Genomic DNA, 17,561 nt, shown 5'->3' with positions numbered 1-17,561 from the left:
TGTAATCTAGACATACGACAAATTGACCAAACATTCCGGGGCCTCACCGATAGCCAAGGTGACCACCTCCGGTCCAAGTACAAAAGGGGGTCACGCCATGGGGCGCGGCCGTCAAAAGGCAAAAGCTACCAAGCAGGCTCGGGATATTAAGTACTACTCCCCGAACACTGACTATTCGGCACTTGAGCGGGAGCTCACGGGTCCGTCCAGTCGTGTAAAGAGCCACTTCCCCGACGATCCCCCGGAGCCGGACTATTCGGCCTACGAGGATAAGTACGCGGAAGATGACGACGACGAGGTAGACACCCGTCGGATCGGATAGCTGTCGCAACCAACAGGTGCCTTTGGCGCTGAGTTGCGGACCGCCGTCGTACATTACGGTCATCGCGCATTTTTGAATGCCGTATTTCTTTTAAAAAAGGCCCTCAGGCCGCGCCGATCATTGGCGTATCCTGGGGGTCCTTTTTTGCGTAGGCTGGAGTCCGGGCGCGTTGAAAGGGTAATCCATGCCGGAGGTCCAGAGTTATCAGCAGGGAACACCGTGTTGGGTGGACCTGTCCTCCACCGACATTGATGTTTCCAAGAAGTTTTACAGCGACCTCTTCGGATGGGAGCTGGACGCCATGGATGCTGGAAATGGCATGACTTATTACATGGCCAAACTCCACGGCCGCTACGTGGCCGGGATGATGCAGCACCAGCCTGATGCACCCGAGGGAATGCCCTCCTATTGGGCAAATTACCTTGCTGTTGATTCCGCGGACGAGGCAGCCCGGAGAGTAGAGGCAGCTGGCGGCACCCTTCTTTCTCCTCCGGATTCGGTTCCTAACGGCAGCGGCCGTATGTTCTTCGCCACAGATCCCACCGGTGCCCAGATCGGTTTCTGGGAGGCGGGCAGCCATCCCGGGTCGGGTCTGGTCAATGAGCCGGGAGCCATGATTTGGAATGAACTGCAGACAAATGATGTCCCCAAAGCCGTAGCCTTCTATGAAGCTGTGACCGGGTGCAGCAGCGAAACCGGGCCAGCCGGTGAGCTGCAGGAGTACACCAGCCTGCTGGTGAGTGGGAGACGTATTGCCGGTGCGCTCAAGCTGCCCATTGAGGGGCTGTCACCGTTCTGGATGACGTACTTCAACGTGGTGGATATTGACTCCTCGGTGGAGCAGGCCGTTGAGTTGGGGAGCCACGTGATCGCCCCGGCCTTTGACGTAGCGGGAGTTGGACGAATGGCAGTTCTCATGGACCCTGCGGGCGCAGCGTTCAGCATCATGACAGGTTTGACGGCATGAGCTCCCGCAAGCATTACGCCAGTGGTGAGCCGTGCTGGGCCGACCTTCAGACGAGGGACGTCGCGGCAGCCAAGACCTTCTACGGGCAGGTGTTTGGCTGGACCTTCAAGGACCTGCCCACCCCGGACGGCCGCAGCTATGCGCAGGCGTTCGTCAAGGATCAGCTGGTGGCCGTCATTGCGCCGCAAAATCCGAGGCAGGAGGCCGCTGGCACGCATGGCCAGTGGAACATCTATTTATCGGCCACTGACACCGACGAGATTGCCGGGGACGCGGTCCACGCTGGTGGCAAGCTTCAGTTCGGTCCCGAGCCCGTTGCGGACACGGGAGTCCTGGCGTTCATTGAACCTCCGGGCGGTGGGACCACCGGGATCTGGCAAGCCGGAACCCACACAGGTAGTCATTTGTTCAACGAGCCAGGGGCGTTGGCGTGGGCTGAACTATTGACGCCTGAGCCGCAGGCCGCCGTCGCGTTTTTCCAGCAGCTTTTCAGGCACGAAGTCACTGAATATCCCCAGGACGACGGCGGCAGCTACAGCACGTTGATGGTCAACGGTGACGAAGTGGCCGGCGTTGTTCCTGCCGATGAGGGTGATGACGCCGGCTGGCAAATTTACTTTGGCGTAGCGGATGTGCGCACAGCAGCTGAGGCGGCCGTGGAAGCCGGGGGAGAGCTTCTGGTGGAGCCGGAAGACAAGCCTGAGACGGGCTCCCTCGCTACCATCCGGGATCCGCAAGGCGGGGTACTGAGCCTGATTCAGGTCTAGGAAGAGCAAAAGAGCGGCCGGGCACTGCCCGGCCGCTCTCTTTACAAGGCCATAACGCGCTTAGGCGTAGGCGTTCACCAAACGGACAGCGCCGCCGTCGACGCCCTTGGCACCCTGGACGTAGTCCGGACCGGTCTTGTCGCTCGAGTCAGAGTCCGCGGAAACGGTGCCCATCACCCAGGACGGCAGGCCGCGGTCGTTGAGGCGGGCCACTGCGGCGTCTGCTGCTTCGGCCGAAACAATGGCAACCATGCCCACGCCAAGGTTCAGCGTGCGCTCCAGGTCGGCCAGCGGAACGTTGCCCAGCTCGGAAACCAGTTTGAAGATGGCGGGCAGTTCCCAGGTGTTGCGGTCAACCGTGGCCACCAGGCCCTGCGGGAGGACGCGTGCGAGGTTGGCTGCCAGGCCGCCGCCGGTGACGTGGCTGAAGCCGTGAACCGCGTTGGCCGAGTGCACCGGGAAGGTGCGGGCCAGGTCCAGGCAGTCGGCTGCGTAAACGCGGGTGGGCTCCAGAAGTTCCTCGCCCAAGGTGCGTCCGAGTTCGGACACCTGGCGGTCCAGGGCCCAACCGGCGTGGTTGATGACGCGGCGGACCAGGGAGTAACCGTTGGAGTGCAGGCCGGAGGAGGCCATGCCGATCACGACGTCGCCGGCGCGGACGCGGTCCGGGCCCAGCAGGGCGTCGGCCTCGACGATGCCGGTGGCGGCACCTGCCACATCGTATTCGTGCTCGCCCAGAAGGCCGGGGTGCTCGGCGGTTTCGCCGCCAACCAGTGCGGTGCCGGCAACGGAGCAAGCCGCTGCGATACCGCGCACAATGTCAGCGATGCGCTCCGGGACAACCTTGCCGCAGGCGATGTAGTCGGTCATGTAGAGCGGCTCAGCACCCACCACAACGATGTCGTCCACCACCATGCCCACCAGGTCGAAACCGATGGTGTCGTGGATGTCCATGGCCTGGGCAATGGCCACCTTGGTGCCAACACCGTCCGTGGAGGTTGCCAGCAGCGGCTTCTTGTAGGTCAGCAGCTTTGAGACGTCGTACAGGCCAGCGAAACCGCCGACGCCGCCAATCACCGAGGTGTTGTGGGTCGCCTTGATGGCGCCCTTCATGAGTTCGACGGCGCGGTCTCCCGCTTCGACGTCGACACCCGCGGAGGCGTAGGTGATACCGGAATTGTTCTCAGCGGCGGGTGTTGCGGAGCTCATACAGACTCTTTCTTGTCGGCGTCGGTCAAACGATCAGCGTCGGTAAGCAGGTTTTCGAATTCAGCGTCAGGTCCGGGATCGCAACCCGTGGCACCCGGCTTGTCGGCAGGGTCCTCGGTATCGTCCACGGACTCGGTCTGGGCGGCCGGTTCCAGGCCACCAAGATCGGTGCGCTCCAGCAGGTTCTTGCCCAACTTGTCCGCGTGCGGCAGCTCGATGGGGTATTTGCCGGTGAAACAGGCCGTGCAGAGGCGCTCGCGCGGCTGCTGGGTAGCGCCGATCATGCCGTCCTCGGAGATGTAGGCCAGCGAGTCAGCGCCGATAGCCTGGGAGATCTCCTCGATGGTGGCGCCGTTGGCGATGAGTTCCGCGCGGGACGCGAAGTCGATGCCGTAGAAGCAAGGCCACTGAACCGGGGGTGAGGAAATCTTGACGTGCACTGCTGCGGCACCGGCTTCGCGGAGCATCCGAACAATGGCACGCTGCGTGTTGCCGCGGACGATCGAGTCATCAACTACAACAATGCGCTTGCCACGGATCACGGATTCCAAGGCGTTGAGCTTGAGCCGGATACCCAGCTGGCGCAGCGTCTGCGAGGGCTGGATGAAGGTGCGGCCCACGTACGCGTTCTTGACGAAGCCGTGCGCGAACGGGATGCCGGACTGCTCAGCGTAACCAACAGCCGCGGGGGTACCGGACTCGGGAACCGGAATGACGAGGTCTGCCTCATGCGTGTTTTCGCGGGCCAACTGGCGGCCCATCTCAACACGGGCCTCGTACACGGAGCGGCCGGCAATGGCAGCATCCGGGCGGGCGAGGTAAACGTACTCGAAGACACAGCCGGCGGGAGTTGCCTCGGCGAAGCGCTGCGAACGGACGCCGTCCTCGTCGATGGCAATGAATTCGCCGGGCTCGATCTCACGGATGAAGCTGGCGCCAACAGTAGCCAAGCCGGCTTGCTCAGAGGCGACAACCCAGCCGCGCTCCAGGCGGCCCAGACACAGCGGGCGGATGCCGTACGTATCGCGGGCTGCGTAGAGGGTTCCTTCATCCATGAAGACGAAGCAGAAGCCACCCTTGATCTTGGGCAGCAGCTCCAGTGCGGTCTGCTCCAGGGTCTTTCGCTCTTCGCCCTCAAGGAGAGCGGTCACCAGTGCGGTGTCCGAGGTGTTGCCCTGCTTCATTTCACCAGTCAGCTGGCCGTCGTTGCGCTCCAGGATCATTTCCCGGAGTTCAGCGGTGTTGGTCAGGTTGCCGTTGTGGGCCAGGGCAACAGTGCCTGTTGCGGTAGCGCCCAGGGTGGGCTGCGCATTGGCCCAGTGGCTTGCACCGGTGGTGGAGTACCGGCAGTGGCCAACGGCCAGGTGCCCGGTAAGGGTGTTCAGGGTTGTCTCATCGAAGACCTGGGACACAAGGCCCATGTCCTTATAGACATTGATGCGCTTGCCGTCACTGGTAGCAATACCAGCCGATTCTTGTCCGCGGTGCTGCAGCGCATACAGCCCGTAATAGGTGAGTTTTGCTACTTCTTCACCGGGAGCCCAAACCCCAAAGACGCCACAAGCGTCCTGAGGGCCTTTTTCGCCGGGGAGAAGATCATGAGAAAGTTTTCCGTCGCCACGTGCCACTGGTCGATTGTCTCATGATGTAGGCGTGGTACGTTCCCCCGCGGGCTATGTGACCCCGCGAACTGGCGTGTTCCCAAGAAAATGCGGTGTGTCTCACATCCGACGAGCCTCCGAAGAGGCGGGTCAAGCGCCTGACTCAGCGGCCGTCGTCGTGCTCTGGCCCTTCATCCGGAACCGAGTCCGGAACGGGCTCAACCACGGCGCGCTGGGTGCGCTTGACGCTGATGCGGTCCAGGATCAAGGCGAGAATCGAGAACAGGATGACGCCGCCGCCCGCGCAGACGATCAGGAAGAAGCCGAACACTGTGCCGGCGTCGAAAGCGGGATCGGCCTGGCGGCCATAGGCGATAATTGCGGCCACGATCGCACCAACCACGGCCCCCAAAATCATGAAGGGTACAAACTTGGGTGCCCGGCGAACCGTGATCTCGCGTCGGGCGGAGTTGGGGGTGGTGTCCTCTGAAGCCATGCCTTCAAGCGTACCGTTCCGCGTTTGTGTACAGATAATGCCCCTAAGGAGACTCCTTAGGGGCATTATCTGTACACAAACTCCTGGAGTTAGCTGCCGCGGTACGTCGAGAACGCGAACGGGCTCAGCAGCAGGGGTACGTGGTAGTGCTCGCCGGCGTCGGAGACTGTGAAGTTCAAGTCCACTTCCGGGAAGAATGTTTCGGTGCCCAGGCCTTCGTAGTAAGCACCCGTGGCGAAGTTCAGGCGGTAGGCACCGCCCGGAATCCGTTCCGGTCCGAGCGTTTTGATGCGGCCGTCGGCGTCGGTTTCGCCCTTCGCCACCAGGGTCCAGTCGTCACCTTCGCGGACGTAGAGTACGACGGCGACACCCGCCGCCGGGCGTCCGGAACCGGTGTCGAGAATATGGGTTGTTACTTGTGAAACGCTCATGCGTTGGCTCCTTCGCTGATCAGTCCGGAGAGGCGCAGCAGTGCGATCTCCCGCAACTGGCCAGCCACGATCGTGTCTTCTTCTTCAGGGGTGTGGGTGATGCGCTCCTGCAGGGTGCTGAGGATTTCCTCGGCGCTGCGACCGGCAGCACGAATCAGGAAGACCCTGCCGAACTTCTCCTCGTACGCCCGGTTGCCCTCGGCGAGTGCGGCTGTTGTGTGATTGTCGCCGGGATCAACTCCTGCCTGCTCCGAACGCGACATGGCCGCCTCGGTGGTCTGGGCTTTGGGGCGTTCGCCGATTCGGGGGTGGTGCGCCATAGCGGACTCCACCTCGGCCGCTGTGAATGGCTTGGCGGCACGCTGGGCCTGCCCCAGCAGTTCGTCGACGCTGGCGTAGGGGCGCGCGTCCACGATGGTCTCCACCCAGCGGCTGATATCCAGGCAGGGGGTGAGGGTCCTGATGGCCTGGTCCCGGTCAACACTGTTGAATACTGCAAGCTCCATGCTTGTGTCATCCTCATGCAAAATGCTGGCATCCATGGTGTGGGCTATGCGGAACCCCTGCTGGTGCAGGAGGAAGCCCGTGCTTCAAGCTTCCGCATCATGGAACTGTTATTTCAGCATACGTAATTCAGTTAAGCCGAGTTGGCGGGTCGGTGTCAAGAGGCTACCGCGCTGTGACGGCGCGTTCGCGCCGTGAGGTAGAGGCGATGCGCCGTGATGACCAACGCCAGCCAAGCGATGCCAATAGCCCACGCCGCCAAGACATCCGTCAGCCAGTGGTGGCCAAGGTAAACCCGACTCAGGCCCATGGTGAAGGCGAACACCGACGCGACCAGCACGGTGATAACCCTCGCTTTGGTGGTCTTGAGCCTCAGGATGATCAAGTAAGCCACGATTCCGGCAATCACAATCGAGTTGAGCGAATGGCCGCTGGGGAATGATGCCGAGTGTTCGTAGGGTGGAATTGCGTCGGCGATGTCCGGGCGGCTGCGGCCGAAGATGGGCTTGCCCAGGAGGGTGATGACCAGAGAACCCAGCCCCGCTGCGAGCATCAGGATCACAGGAGTCCAAGACCTCCGTTTGGTGGCGAGGAATATCATGATGCCCACGGCGATGAGGGGCATGCCTACCGTTCCGCCAATGTTCGTATATGCCGTGGCAGCCACGTCCAAGGCGGGGGAGCGCACGCTCTTGGCTGCTGCCAGCACGGGATCATCCAGCCCGGCGACGCCGTCCGCCTCCGTCACGGACTCATAGACCTCACCAAACACCAATGCCAGGGACAAGGCAACGGCAAGCCCAGCAACAAGGGTGATGATCAGTGCTGCGTAGGGGCCCAGCAGGGAGGTGACCTTCTCAGCGCCTCCGGCCAATATCCGTCCAGCAGGGGATTTCCAGCGCGTCAGGTCCTGGCCGGCGACGAACCGGTCCTGGCTGACTTCGCCCGTGACGCCTTGCTCGGGCGCCCCGTTGCCTTCGGTTTTTCCTTCAGTCGTCACTCTCGTCCCCTATCCGTGGCGGCCTCAGTATTGGTGAGTAACCTTAGCAGTTAGGCCTTGGAGGATCCTGGGTGATCGGCCCGGAACGTTGCGAGGCCCACTCTGCGCGCTATGGGGGCGTTTTAGCGTGCAGAGCGGGCCCCGCAACGTTGGGTGGGGCAGAATGACCTCAAGCAACTGAAGGAGTTCGCACATGCCCGAGATTCTGACGTCCAGGTTCCTGTTTGGTCCCGGCCCGAGCAATTGCTACCCCGAAGCCATGGCCGCCCTGGCCTACCCCGTGCTGGGCCACCTCGATCCCGTGTTCATCGAGCGGCTGGACCGCACCTGCGAGGGCCTCCGCACCGTCTGGGGTACGGCCAACGCGCGGACGCTTCCGTTGAGCGCCACCGGTTCCGGCGGCATGGAAGCGGCCTTCGTGAACACAGTGTCCGACGGCGACGTGGCAGTGATCGCTGTCAACGGACTTTTTGGGGTGCGGATGTGCGAAGTTGCGCGACGCTGTGGAGCCACAGTGGTCCGGGTTGATCACGAATGGGGCCAGCCCGTGGATGCCGAGCGGGTACTCGCAGCGCACCCTAATCCAAAGGTGATCGCTGCCGTCCATGCCGAGACGTCGGTGGGGGTGCTCTCTGACATCGCCGCATTGGGTGCTGGCAAGGGGGATGCCCTGCTGATCACCGATGCCGTCACCTCCATAGGCGGACTTGAGCTCCGGGCAGACGACTGGGGGATCGACGTCGGATATGCCGGCACCCAGAAGTGTTTGGGTGTGCCGCCGGGCTTGTCTCCCTTTACGGTGTCTGACCTTGCTCTCGACCGTCGCATCAAGGACCCGCGCTCCTGGTACTTGGACATTGGGCTGCTCGGCGGGTACGTCGGCGCGGCCAGCGGCGCACGGACCTACCACCACACCGCTCCGGTCACCATGATCGCCGGGCTCGAAGCCGCGCTGGACCGCATCCTCGCCGAGGGGCTGGATGTTGTTCAGGCCCGGCACCGGGCGGCTGGTACTGCTTTGCAGGATGGGCTGCAGGACATGGGGCTGGAACTGTTCGCCGCCGAGGGTTCCCGGTTGCCGAGCCTCACCACCGTCAAAGTGCCCGACGGCGTCAACTCGGCTGCCGTCCGTGCCTACCTTCTGGAGAACTTCAGTATGGAAATCGGCTCGGGCGTCGGAGAGTTCGCGGACACGGTGTGGCGCATCGGCATGATGGGCCCGAACGCCAACCCCGCTTCCGTAACCCTGGTGCTCGGCGCGCTGAAAGAGGCCCTCGCCAAAGCCTGATCCTCTCTCACATCCCGGGCGTTTAACCGGATCGCTCTCTCACCTTCCGGGCGTTTAATCGGATCGCTCTCTCACATCCCGGGCGTTTAACTGCGGCCGTATGGTTTTCTGAGACAGGTTGATGGGAGATCGACTTCAGAATGACTGGTCCTAGAAGAAAATATGATGCGGCTTTCCGTGAGGAAGCTGTGCAGCTGGTGTTGTCCTCGGATCGTTCAGTGAAGCAAGTCGCTGACGAGCTCGGGGTGAAGGAGAGCACGTTGGGGAACTGGCTTCATCGGCACCGGGGAAAACATCAGGACGGTCCTGCTCTAGAGCCTGTGGACCCGGGCCCGGTGTCCTGGGATGAACACCGGAAGGCCTTGGCTGAGAACGAGAGATTGAAGGCCGAGGTCGAGTTCTTGGGAAAAGTCAGCGCCTTCTTTGCCGCGAAGCAAAAGTAGAGGACTTCTACGAGTTCATCGAAGCGGAGAAGGCCAACCATTCCGTGGCCTGGCTATGCCGGGCGTTGAAGGTTTCCAGGGCCTCGTTCTACCGATGGCGCAACCCGGCCGGGCCATCCCCGCGGGCAGTACGGCATCAGGATCTCGCCGCCGCGGTTACCGAGCTGTATAAGGAGGAGAAGGGCCGTGCCGGCCGGGACCAACTGACCCTGCTTTTGAACGAGAAGGGAGTGCGGGTCTCGGCCCCCACTGTCGGGGCGATCATGCGTGAGCACGGGCTGCGGGCCGTCCGCACCCAGGCCTGGAAGGCAACTACCGTCCAGGATCCGCAGGCCAAAACAGCCCACATCGAGAACCACATGCTCGATGCAGAGGGCAAGCGGGACTTCACCTCAACAGTGCCCGGAACCCGCCTGGTCGGTGACATCACCTACCTGCGCACGGGTGAGGGCTGGCTCTACCTGGCTACGGTGATCGATCTTTTCTCCGGCATGGTCATCGGCTGGTCCATGGCCGGGCACATGCGCGCGAGCCTGTGCACCGCGGCGCTGCAAATGGCCCGCAACCACGGCCACCTGACCGGGGCCTCGGTGGTGTTCCATTCGGACCGGGGCACCCAATACACCTCGGATGAATTCCAGAAATGGTGCGGCGATAACTCGGTGACGCAGTCCATGGGGAAAGTCGGGGTCTGCTGGGACAACGCCGTCGCGGAGAACTTCTTCTCCCACCTCAAAACCGAGTTCTACCACCACCAACGCTACGGCTCCCGACTCGCCGCCCGAACCGGTGTCATGGAATACATCGAGGGCTGGTACAACCGCCGCCGGCCCAACCGCCGAGCCGGCGGCATACCACCAGCCAAAGCCCACACCAACTACCAAACCCGCGCCCAGCAACCCCTGGCCGCCTAACCAAAAACAACAACGAGACCTGTCTCAAAAACTTGACGACCGCAAACCGGGTCGCTCTCTCACCCCGTCCGGCGCCGACGCTCAATCGGTGACGTTACCGGCGTCGTACGTTAAGGTCGCCGATGCGGCGGTGCTGCCTTCCGCGGGTTGGATCGACGTGACCGTCAGGAGGCCAGCGCCCGGGAGGGTGATCGACTGGCCCTCCCGGAAGGCCTGCTTGCGCTGCTGTTCGGCGGTCCGGATCCAAAACTGGATAGCAGGAGCACCGTCAGCTACCCCGATCTTGACTACTCCCACTTTGACGCCGTCGAAGGTGGGCTGCATGCCTTGCTTGACTGTTACCAGCTGTTCCACGGCCATCCTTACTTCACGTCCACGGAGTACACGGAGTCAAAGTTTTCCTTGTACTCATCCTCGGTCAGTTCCAGGGTGCCGGACTTGAGGTCGTCGTCGCCTTCCATGTAACCGCCGGAGGGTCCCCACGGGTTGGCCAAGACGATCACTTTTTCGCCGTCGTCGTTGGTTTTCACATCAACCACAACGTACGCATGGTTGGGCACGACGTCGGTTCGGTTGACTTCGTCGGACTCCCAGACCCAGTCGAAGTCGTCGTCCTTGACGTCCTCGGTGCCAACTGAGATGGCCTGGCCGTCCGCGAGTTTGTCCTCAATGTCATCGAAGTTCAGCTCACCGTCCTTGTCGGCGGACTGTCCGGTCATCAACTCCATGGCTTCGTTGCTGAAGCCGCCGTCGATGTCGTCATAGGACCCGCCGCGGTGCTCGGCTGCCGCGCGTTCGTAGATGGAGAGCCAGTTGGGTTCGCCGTCGGCGCCGCGGACTCCGCCGTCAACCGACTTGGCCTCCACAGTGACCTCCACGGGTTCGCCGTCCTCGTAGAGGGTGACCACCCAGTGTGTGGGCGGGTCGCCCACTGGACGCATGTGTTCTTCGAGGAATTCGTCGAGTTTGCCTTCGCGCTCCAGCACCTGGGCCACCGAACCGATTCCTGCCAACAGCCAGCAGTCGCCAATCTGTCCTTGATTGATATCGCTGGGATCGCCGGCATCAGGGTCATTGCGCACATCGCCGGGCACATCGACGTCGGGTTTGTCCGGGTCCAGCGGGCCGGGGTCGCCGGGAGGGTTCGAATCTCCCCGCCCGGAGTGATCCGCACCTGAGGACCCCGAGCTGGATTTGTCCTGCTCGTCGGCGTTGCGCGTCAGTTCAGTGGCTTGATTCTGCAACTCGCTGGAGATTTTCCTCAGCATGGGACGGTGCTCGGAGTCCCAAGCGGTGCGGAACATCACGGCGTCGCGACCATCCCACGGCGCGTTGCTGATGAGGTTGCCCAGTTCCATGGACAGCGAGGTCATCCGTTCGGACTGCCTCGACATCGTTTTGGCGAGTGCCCGCAATTGGGCAATATCAGCACCGTAGAATCCCGCCATTTATCTGTCCCCCTGAGGAATTTCGTTGGAATCGCAGTTCTCGGACTGAACCGGAACCGATATTCGCAGGTACGCCGGGCTCTTGGATTCGATGGTCACCGTGGCCCCGGAGCCATTCGTGCTGCGCGTGACCACCCAGCCGCCGGGTACTGGATCTGTGCCGTCAAAGGCAGGGAATCCGTGCTTTTCCAGGACGGGATCGGCTGCGGCGAAGACGTCCTCAAAGTTCTTGGAGGGCTCCACGATGTCTGCGCTGCTTTTCATGCTTCGCGGCGAGAGCATGCACCTGCTGTCTTGGGTGCGGCTCATCCTTGCCGGATCATCCACGGTCCAGGTGATGGCCGGCATTTTCGCTTCCAGGGCGGCAATAAGGTCAGCGGTCAGTGCGTTGTATTTGGCGGCGCTTTCGGCCACGGGCTCGGGCTCCACAGTTACGGCCGGAGCCCTGCTGGGTTCCCGTTTTGGGTCGTTAGGGGTGTTGCTGCAGCCAGCAGTAACGGTCACCACCGCCAGGGCAGCAACCAGCGCCCAAGGTTTGCAGTGAATGCGGCGGTTCATTTCTTCCCCGGTTTCAATAAGTGCTCGACGGCGGATCTCACCGAATGCTGTCACGCTGCGTTGCGCTTGGCTATGGGTAGAACAACCCGTTGCCCTTCAGGGTTCGGCTCAAGCGGGTGGGATGTGAGAGAGCGTGCGGTTATGGCCGGTGGGATGTGAGAGAGCGTGCGGTTATGACCGGTGGGATGTGAGAGAGCGTGCGGTTAAGAGAGGGTTAGGTGTTGCGGGTGAGGATCCAGGTGTTGGTGCCATCCTGGCGTTCGAAGGTCACCGTGGTCACCAAGGCCTCGATGAGCGCCAACCCACGCCCGGACTCCGCCTCCGCATCCGGCATGGACGCCTGCATGTCATCCGCGAAGGGCTCCCGGGCGTTGTGGGCGCTGACCCGGGCAATCAGCCGGGAGGGCTGGACGCTGATGTCGACGTCGATCTCTACGGGCTTCTCCGCCACAGGCTCCGCATGCTGCACGATGTTTGCGGCGGCCTCGATCACGGCCGTAGCGAACGTCATCCGGTCCATGTCCGGCACGAAGGAGGCGTCGTCCCAGAGGGCATCAAGCTCGTTGTGGATGGCTTCGATTGCTTCCTCATTGGACGGCCCGTGGAATCCCCGGCGGGCAATGACCTCAGTCATCGCCGAACGCCTCCTCGGCTGAAGGGTAGGCCGTGAGTACCCTGTCCATGTTGGTCAGTTCCAGGACCATCTTGACCTGTGGCTGAACGCCGGCGATCCGGAGGTCCCCGCCGGCTTGTCGGGCGGCTTTAAGGCAGCCGATCAGGGCGCCGAGCCCGGAGGAATCCATGAAGTCGGTTTCTGCCAGGTTCACCACAACACGGCTGGACCCACCGGCCACCACCTCGTTCACTACCTCGCGCAGCTTGGGGGCAGCAACCATGTTCAGCCGGCCCACGCTCTTCACCTCCGCGTAGGAGTCTTTGACCTCGTAGCTAAACTGCATCTGCATTCCTCTCCTCGGGGCGCTCCGGCCCAACATCTTCAGGCTCAAAACCCTTGTACAAAACTGCCTTGACCAGAACGCTCAGGACCACAAGGTCGAACGCAACCCATGCCACGTTTACCAGTGTGCCCAAGGGCTCGGACATTCCGGCAAGAAGCCGGATAAGGCCAACAACCAGCGCTATGGCAAGCAGCACCGCCACAATGATCTGGGGACGGATGAGGCTCCAACTGGGTCCACCGCTCTGGCGGGCCTTGGGGGTGACCGCGAACCCGAGGGGACGCCCGAACCAAACGTTCCGTGCCGCCGTCGTGCAGGCCTTGATCCATGTGGGGAACAGCGCGAGGCTGTACTGCTGCCCGCGCCAAGTGGGAATCCCGTGCCCGGCCACAAGGAACAAGAGTTGGTTCACCACCATGAACGGGATGAAGCGGATGAAGAAGTCGTAGCTGAGGCTGCTCACCGGGAGGATGCCGAGCGTCAGGTAGATGATAGGCGCGGCGAAGTAGACGACGGCCGCGAATCCGCTCAGGTAGCTCCACATGGTGGAGAAGTACATCAGCCTCTGGCCCCACGTGAGCCGGCGTTGCACCAGCGGATTCTCGCGGAGCAGCACCTGCATGGTGCCTTGGGCCCAGCGGAGGCGCTGGGTGAGCATGGTTTTGAGGTCCTCGGGCGCCAGGCCGTTGGCCAGGATTTCGTGGTGGTACACGCTCTTCCACCCCAGGCCGTGCAGGCGCATGGCAGTGGCCATGTCCTCCGTGACGGAGATGGTGGCCAGCGGCATGATCGGCTGGGCTTCGTCGGTGCGTTCTACTGAGATGGCGTCAAGGACGGCGTGTACGGATTCGAGCGCACCCAAGGGGGACCAGTCGCGTCCGGACATGCGGTCGACGGCGTCACTCGCCACGGTGGTCACGCCCGACTCTCCGACGTGGGCGAGTTCCATGGCGGCGATCTCTTCGAGGTCGGATTGGAGTGCGGAGAAGTCGGCGGCCACGAGGGTGCGCACAGCGTCATCCACTTGGCGGCGGACCCGGTAGGTGATTTCGCTGAGGGATGCCCCGGCTTCGAGTTCCTTCTGGGCGGACTCGGTAGCAGCCTCAACCTCGTTGAGCATCTGCTCCACCAGCGGATTCTCCGCCTCGGGTGACCGCCGGGCCTTCTTGATGGCGGTCCGGGATGCCGCGAGGGCACGCCGGATACTCTTTTCGGTGGCTTTGACGTAGCCCACCAGGCCCAGTTGCATGAGGGCTTCCCGGCGGAGGATCGCGTTGGAGCCGCAGAAGAACGCGGCGTTCCACCCGTCCTTGCCCTGCTGGATGGGTCCGTAGAACAGGGGTGCCTGGCTGCCCAGGGGATCGTCGGCGGGGACGTTGATGAAGTATTGCGGGGTCTGGACCAGTGCCACTTTGTCGTCGTTGAAGTAGCCCAGCGTCTTGTCCAGGATGTCCGGCTCGGGGATCTGGTCGGCGTCGAGGATCAACAGGTACTCGCCTGAGGTGAGCATCAGCGCGTTGTTCAGGTTGCCCGCCTTGGCGTGACGCGGCATGTCCGGCGTCCAATCGGCGGTTCGCGTCACGTAACCGATCCCGTTCGACTCGGCGAGTTCGCGCATCTCCGGGCGGTTGCCGTCGTCCAGGATCCAGGTGCTGTGGGGCCAGCGAATGTCCTTGGCGGCCAGGGCGGTGGTCATCACCAGGTCCAATGGCTCGTTGTAGGTGGTGATGAAAACGTCCACAGTGGCGTCGGCCGGGGCAGGGGGCGGTGGCTTGCGGAACTTGATGTTCCACACCGTCAGGCCGAACAGCATCACGTCAATCAGGCTGTATGTCTCGGCAAGCACCAGCGGGACCGCGATCCACCACGCGTCCCAGTTCAGCGAGGCCATCCAGCGCCACGCAACATAGTTGACGCCCAAAATGACTGTGAGAAGAACGATCAGCCGGGTCCAGAAACGTGTCACAAATCCCCCCTTTTGTTATCTACAGTTCTGCGTGTGGTTTTCGGCGTACGACGACGGCGGTTACGTCATCTTCAGCGGTTGACGCCGGTGCCAACTCCAGCAGGGCGGCGCACACGTCGTCCGACGTAGGCCCGGTGCGCGCCACTTTCTCCACGTTCCGTTGGAACTCCTCCAGGGAATCGTGCGCGTCCAACACGCCGTCGCTGACGATCACCAAGGAATCGCCCGGCTCCAGTTGCAGCTCCGAAGCCGGCCACAGTTGGTCGTCCAGGATCCCCACCGGCGGACCCGCAGAAACCAAGCGGCGAGCCGCCCCCTCAGCAGGAACGTGCAGCGCGAGCCCGTGACCGGCGTCGATGTAGCTGAGTTTTCCGCTGGCGCTGTCCAGCCGCGCGTGGAACATGGTGACGAAGGACCCCGAATGGTCCAAGTCAGAGGTGATGGTGGCGCTGGCTGAGCCAAACGCGGCGTCAATGGCCGGGGTGTCAGTTACCGAGCGCATCACTGCACGGACCGTTGCTGCGATGAGGGCGGCTCCCATTCCTTTGCCCATGGCATCGGCGAACGTCAGATGCATGCCGTCCCGGGTCTGGTACCAGTCGTAGAAGTCCCCACCCACGCTGCGCGAAGGACGGAAGGCTCCAGCGACGTCGTAACCGTTGAGGCGGACCGTTTCGCGCGGCAGGAGGCTCTGCTGCACTACTGCTGCGCGGGCGAGTTCGTCGCTCTGGCCGGTGTCCTCGGTGGGAGCGGAAGGCGTGCGCGCCCTGCGGAACAGCGCGCGGATGCGGGCCTGGAGTTCCTTGGGGCTGAACGGCTTGTTGATGTAGTCGTCCGCACCGGTGTCCAGGCCGTTGAGCCGGTCAATCTCATCGGCTCGGGCCGTGAGCATCAGGATGTATGCGTCCGAGAATTCGCGGAGTCGGCGGCAGACTTCCATGCCATCGATGTCCGGAAGGTTGATGTCCAGCGTCACCAATTCGGCGTTGGTTCTGCGGACAGCCTCGACGCCGGAGAGACCGTCAGGTGCCTCTGTCACCACGAAGTCGAGCTGCTCCAGGACGAGAACAAGAAGTCCGCGAATGTCAGCGTCGTCTTCGACAACGACAGCGTGGCGCACGGGCGTGGGAGAGACCATGGCTCCATTAACTAATGCTGCTGGGTATTTGTCACGTTTAGTCACGACACATGAAACGCCCGCTCACAAAAGTGGGCGGGCGTTACACGTTTTGTGCGGTTATATGAGAGAGCGATTCGCTCAAGCACGCGGGATGTGAGAGAGGGTTAGACGCCCAGCTCTTCCTTGAGCGCCTGGACGTGGCCCTGGGCTGCGACCTGGTACTGGGTGAGCTTCACAGTGCCTTCGCTGTCCACCACGACGGTGGAGCGGACCAGGCCTTCGTGGATTTCGCCGTCAACCAGCTTCTCGCCCCAGGCGCCATATGCCAGGGCAACCTTGTGGTCTTCGTCGGAGAGCAGCGGGAAGGTCAGCGCAAAGTCACCCGTGAACTTGGACAGTGCTTCCGGGGCGTCCGGGGAGATCCCGATAACCTCGTAGCCCTTGCCCTGCAGGCTGGCCAGGTTGTCGCGGAAGTCGCATGCCTCGGTGGTGCAGCCGGGGGTGGCGGCCTTCGGGTAGAAGTACACAATGACGTTGCGTCCGCGGTAGTCGGACAGCGAGACCTTGGTGCCGTCGGCGTCGAGAAGCGCGAAATCAGGTGCTTGCGTTCCGACGAGGAGTTTCTGGGTCATGGCGATCCTTTACGTTTCACCGGCAAACAGCCGGCATTGGTCATTCATAAAACGGTTTGTCTAGTAGACAGAACAGCGAACTTAGATGCTGTATTCCGCAGGTCCGCGCACTGTGGCATAGGGCCCTGGCACGAACTGGTAGCCGCCGCCACGGACGGTGGCGACGGTGTGTCGGGCGGAGCCTAGCTTCCGCCGCACCCTTCCAACATAAACGTCGATCGAGCGAAATGCCGCGCCGGGGAGGTCAAATGACTCCAGGAAGCGTTGCAATTCTTCACGTGAAATGGCGCGCGAGCAGTTCACCACCAGGTACCGGAGCAGCTTGTATTCCATGCCAGTAAAGGCAACCGGCTCGCCGTCCAGCAGCACTACTTCAGCGGCGAGGTCCACCGCAAGTTGGCTGCGGCGGCTCGCCAACGTTACGGGCTCGACGGCGGTGCTGCCGCCCGTTTCGGTGCGTCCCCCTCTACCGGTTTCGGTGCGTCCCCCTCCGCCGGACAAATCACCCTCGCGTGCGCTGGTGAATTGTCCGTTGGAGGGTGAATTTCCGGCAGCGCGGGCGTCCGAACGGGCGTCCGCGAGGGCATCGGCGAGTGACAGCGAATCGTTGGTACCGGCGTCGGCGGCTTCCTGCGGAGTGCCGCCCCAGGAAGTGTCGCCGACGCCGGAGTGCTCTGCCCCGGTGGCGGGCCAGATGCGGACTTCCGCCTCCGGGGCAAGTTTCATGGCACGGGCCAGCACAAGGCGTGCTGCCCGCTCCCAGACTTCAGGATCGATTTCGTCGCCCTCGGCGGGGTTGACCCAGAGGGCCAGCCCGTGCGCTGTCAGGCCGTTCCGATCGTTGAGGTTCCGAGGATTCAGGCCGGAGCGCCGCGCGGAGACGCCGCGTGCGGCGGGTCCTCGCGACGGCGGGGGCCCGTAGGCATTGACTGCCAT

20 protein-coding genes are annotated in these 17,561 nt (G+C 62.7%); 5 read left to right on the top strand and 15 right to left on the bottom strand.

The features are described 5' to 3' along the window. The first annotated feature begins 97 nt into the window (after positions 1–97). The 3 genes from LDN70_RS17815 to LDN70_RS17805 all read left to right on the top strand — a co-directional run bounded on the left by LDN70_RS17815 (position 98) and on the right by LDN70_RS17805 (position 2,056). Positions 98–322 (top strand): DUF3073 domain-containing protein, encoded by a 225-nt coding sequence (locus LDN70_RS17815; protein ID WP_011776148.1) that lies wholly within the window; start codon positions 98–100, stop codon positions 320–322. 184 nt (positions 323–506) lie between these two features. After that, positions 507–1,289: a VOC family protein gene (locus tag LDN70_RS17810; RefSeq protein ID WP_223940976.1), complete on the top strand. Its 783-nt coding sequence runs from the start codon at positions 507–509 to the stop codon at positions 1,287–1,289. Next, positions 1,286–2,056, top strand: a complete 771-nt coding sequence (locus LDN70_RS17805) for a VOC family protein (RefSeq protein WP_223940975.1) — start codon at positions 1,286–1,288, stop codon at positions 2,054–2,056. The genes LDN70_RS17810 and LDN70_RS17805 overlap by 4 nt, the downstream gene beginning before the upstream one ends. 60 nt (positions 2,057–2,116) lie before the next feature. On the opposite strand, the gene purM is transcribed toward LDN70_RS17805, so the two are convergent. The 6 genes from purM to LDN70_RS17775 form a co-directional block, all read right to left on the bottom strand. Then, complete coding sequence (gene purM, locus LDN70_RS17800; protein ID WP_223940974.1) at positions 2,117–3,265, bottom strand: phosphoribosylformylglycinamidine cyclo-ligase; 1,149 nt, start codon at positions 3,263–3,265, stop codon at positions 2,117–2,119. After that, positions 3,262–4,893 (bottom strand): amidophosphoribosyltransferase, encoded by a 1,632-nt coding sequence (gene purF, locus LDN70_RS17795; protein ID WP_223940973.1) that lies wholly within the window; start codon positions 4,891–4,893, stop codon positions 3,262–3,264. The genes purM and purF overlap by 4 nt, the downstream gene beginning before the upstream one ends. Before the next feature lie 136 nt (positions 4,894–5,029). Continuing rightward, positions 5,030–5,362 carry a hypothetical protein gene (locus LDN70_RS17790; RefSeq protein ID WP_142937893.1) on the bottom strand — a complete coding sequence of 111 codons (333 nt, stop codon included), beginning with the start codon at positions 5,360–5,362 and terminating at the stop codon, positions 5,030–5,032. Between the two features lie 89 nt (positions 5,363–5,451). After that, the gene (gene uraH / locus LDN70_RS17785) at positions 5,452–5,793 is read right to left on the bottom strand and encodes a hydroxyisourate hydrolase (RefSeq protein ID WP_017199951.1); all 342 of its coding nucleotides are present in this window, start codon (positions 5,791–5,793) and stop codon (positions 5,452–5,454) included. Further along, positions 5,790–6,299 (bottom strand): 2-oxo-4-hydroxy-4-carboxy-5-ureidoimidazoline decarboxylase, encoded by a 510-nt coding sequence (gene uraD / locus LDN70_RS17780; RefSeq protein WP_223940972.1) that lies wholly within the window; start codon positions 6,297–6,299, stop codon positions 5,790–5,792. Before uraD ends, uraH begins: the two co-directional genes overlap by 4 nt. Positions 6,300–6,454: 155 nt before the next feature. Continuing rightward, entirely contained in the window at positions 6,455–7,297 is an 843-nt protein-coding gene (locus LDN70_RS17775) for a phosphatase PAP2 family protein (protein ID WP_223940971.1), read from the bottom strand. Between the two features lie 193 nt (positions 7,298–7,490). Between LDN70_RS17775 and LDN70_RS17770 the strand changes: the two genes are divergently transcribed. Together LDN70_RS17770 and LDN70_RS17765 are read left to right on the top strand one after the other, a co-directional pair. After that, on the top strand, positions 7,491–8,585 hold the full coding sequence (locus LDN70_RS17770) for a pyridoxal-phosphate-dependent aminotransferase family protein (protein WP_223940970.1): 1,095 nt from the start codon (positions 7,491–7,493) through the stop codon (positions 8,583–8,585). Between the two features lie 140 nt (positions 8,586–8,725). Next, positions 8,726–9,942, top strand: a protein-coding gene (locus LDN70_RS17765; protein WP_142937384.1) for an IS3 family transposase whose coding sequence is annotated in 2 segments (ribosomal slippage) — positions 8,726–8,990 and positions 8,990–9,942 — 1,218 coding nt in all. Because the reading frame shifts where the segments join, the coding sequence is not laid out codon by codon here. 81 nt (positions 9,943–10,023) lie between these two features. Here the strand turns inward: LDN70_RS17765 and LDN70_RS17760 are convergent. From LDN70_RS17760 to LDN70_RS17720, 9 genes are all read right to left on the bottom strand, one after another. Further along, positions 10,024–10,296, bottom strand: coding sequence for a hypothetical protein (locus LDN70_RS17760; RefSeq protein WP_223940969.1), 273 nt, complete (start codon positions 10,294–10,296; stop codon positions 10,024–10,026). Positions 10,297–10,304: 8 nt separating this feature from the next. After that, the gene (locus LDN70_RS17755; RefSeq protein ID WP_223940968.1) at positions 10,305–11,390 is read right to left on the bottom strand and encodes a C2 family cysteine protease; all 1,086 of its coding nucleotides are present in this window, start codon (positions 11,388–11,390) and stop codon (positions 10,305–10,307) included. Continuing rightward, the gene (locus LDN70_RS17750; protein ID WP_223940967.1) at positions 11,391–12,002 is read right to left on the bottom strand and encodes a hypothetical protein; all 612 of its coding nucleotides are present in this window, start codon (positions 12,000–12,002) and stop codon (positions 11,391–11,393) included. 160 nt (positions 12,003–12,162) lie between these two features. Further along, entirely contained in the window at positions 12,163–12,582 is a 420-nt protein-coding gene (locus LDN70_RS17745; RefSeq protein ID WP_142937900.1) for an ATP-binding protein, read from the bottom strand. Then, entirely contained in the window at positions 12,575–12,907 is a 333-nt protein-coding gene (locus LDN70_RS17740) for an STAS domain-containing protein (RefSeq protein ID WP_142938005.1), read from the bottom strand. The genes LDN70_RS17745 and LDN70_RS17740 overlap by 8 nt, the downstream gene beginning before the upstream one ends. Then, on the bottom strand, positions 12,897–14,873 hold the full coding sequence (locus tag LDN70_RS17735) for a glycosyltransferase family 2 protein (protein WP_223940966.1): 1,977 nt from the start codon (positions 14,871–14,873) through the stop codon (positions 12,897–12,899). The genes LDN70_RS17740 and LDN70_RS17735 overlap by 11 nt, the downstream gene beginning before the upstream one ends. Positions 14,874–14,892: 19 nt before the next feature. Beyond that, positions 14,893–16,011 (bottom strand): PP2C family protein-serine/threonine phosphatase, encoded by a 1,119-nt coding sequence (locus LDN70_RS17730; protein ID WP_223940965.1) that lies wholly within the window; start codon positions 16,009–16,011, stop codon positions 14,893–14,895. A gap of 146 nt (positions 16,012–16,157) precedes the next feature. Continuing rightward, entirely contained in the window at positions 16,158–16,625 is a 468-nt protein-coding gene (gene bcp, locus LDN70_RS17725) for a thioredoxin-dependent thiol peroxidase (RefSeq protein WP_223940964.1), read from the bottom strand. An 81-nt stretch (positions 16,626–16,706) separates the two neighbouring features. After that, on the bottom strand, positions 16,707–17,561 hold the full coding sequence (locus LDN70_RS17720; RefSeq protein WP_223940963.1) for a winged helix-turn-helix domain-containing protein: 855 nt from the start codon (positions 17,559–17,561) through the stop codon (positions 16,707–16,709).

It is taken from the genome of Arthrobacter sp. StoSoilB22, assembly GCF_019977315.1.
Classification (GTDB): domain Bacteria; phylum Actinomycetota; class Actinomycetes; order Actinomycetales; family Micrococcaceae; genus Arthrobacter.
Note: the sequence above shows the minus strand (reverse complement) of the source record. Positions and strands in the feature narration are given on the sequence as shown.

Coding starts and splice junctions, on each gene's coding strand:
- LDN70_RS17815 (WP_011776148.1), top strand. CDS start 98: ATGGGGCGCGGCCGTCAAAAGGCAAAAGCTACCAAGCAGGCTCGGGAT.
- LDN70_RS17810 (WP_223940976.1), top strand. CDS start 507: ATGCCGGAGGTCCAGAGTTATCAGCAGGGAACACCGTGTTGGGTGGAC.
- LDN70_RS17805 (WP_223940975.1), top strand. CDS start 1,286: ATGAGCTCCCGCAAGCATTACGCCAGTGGTGAGCCGTGCTGGGCCGAC.
- purM (WP_223940974.1), bottom strand. CDS start 3,265: ATGAGCTCCGCAACACCCGCCGCTGAGAACAATTCCGGTATCACCTAC.
- LDN70_RS17790 (WP_142937893.1), bottom strand. CDS start 5,362: ATGGCTTCAGAGGACACCACCCCCAACTCCGCCCGACGCGAGATCACG.
- uraH (WP_017199951.1), bottom strand. CDS start 5,793: ATGAGCGTTTCACAAGTAACAACCCATATTCTCGACACCGGTTCCGGA.
- uraD (WP_223940972.1), bottom strand. CDS start 6,299: ATGGAGCTTGCAGTATTCAACAGTGTTGACCGGGACCAGGCCATCAGG.
- LDN70_RS17770 (WP_223940970.1), top strand. CDS start 7,491: ATGCCCGAGATTCTGACGTCCAGGTTCCTGTTTGGTCCCGGCCCGAGC.
- LDN70_RS17755 (WP_223940968.1), bottom strand. CDS start 11,390: ATGGCGGGATTCTACGGTGCTGATATTGCCCAATTGCGGGCACTCGCC.
- LDN70_RS17745 (WP_142937900.1), bottom strand. CDS start 12,582: ATGACTGAGGTCATTGCCCGCCGGGGATTCCACGGGCCGTCCAATGAG.
- LDN70_RS17740 (WP_142938005.1), bottom strand. CDS start 12,907: ATGCAGTTTAGCTACGAGGTCAAAGACTCCTACGCGGAGGTGAAGAGC.
- LDN70_RS17730 (WP_223940965.1), bottom strand. CDS start 16,011: ATGGTCTCTCCCACGCCCGTGCGCCACGCTGTCGTTGTCGAAGACGAC.
- bcp (WP_223940964.1), bottom strand. CDS start 16,625: ATGACCCAGAAACTCCTCGTCGGAACGCAAGCACCTGATTTCGCGCTT.
- LDN70_RS17720 (WP_223940963.1), bottom strand. CDS start 17,561: ATGGCAGTCAATGCCTACGGGCCCCCGCCGTCGCGAGGACCCGCCGCA.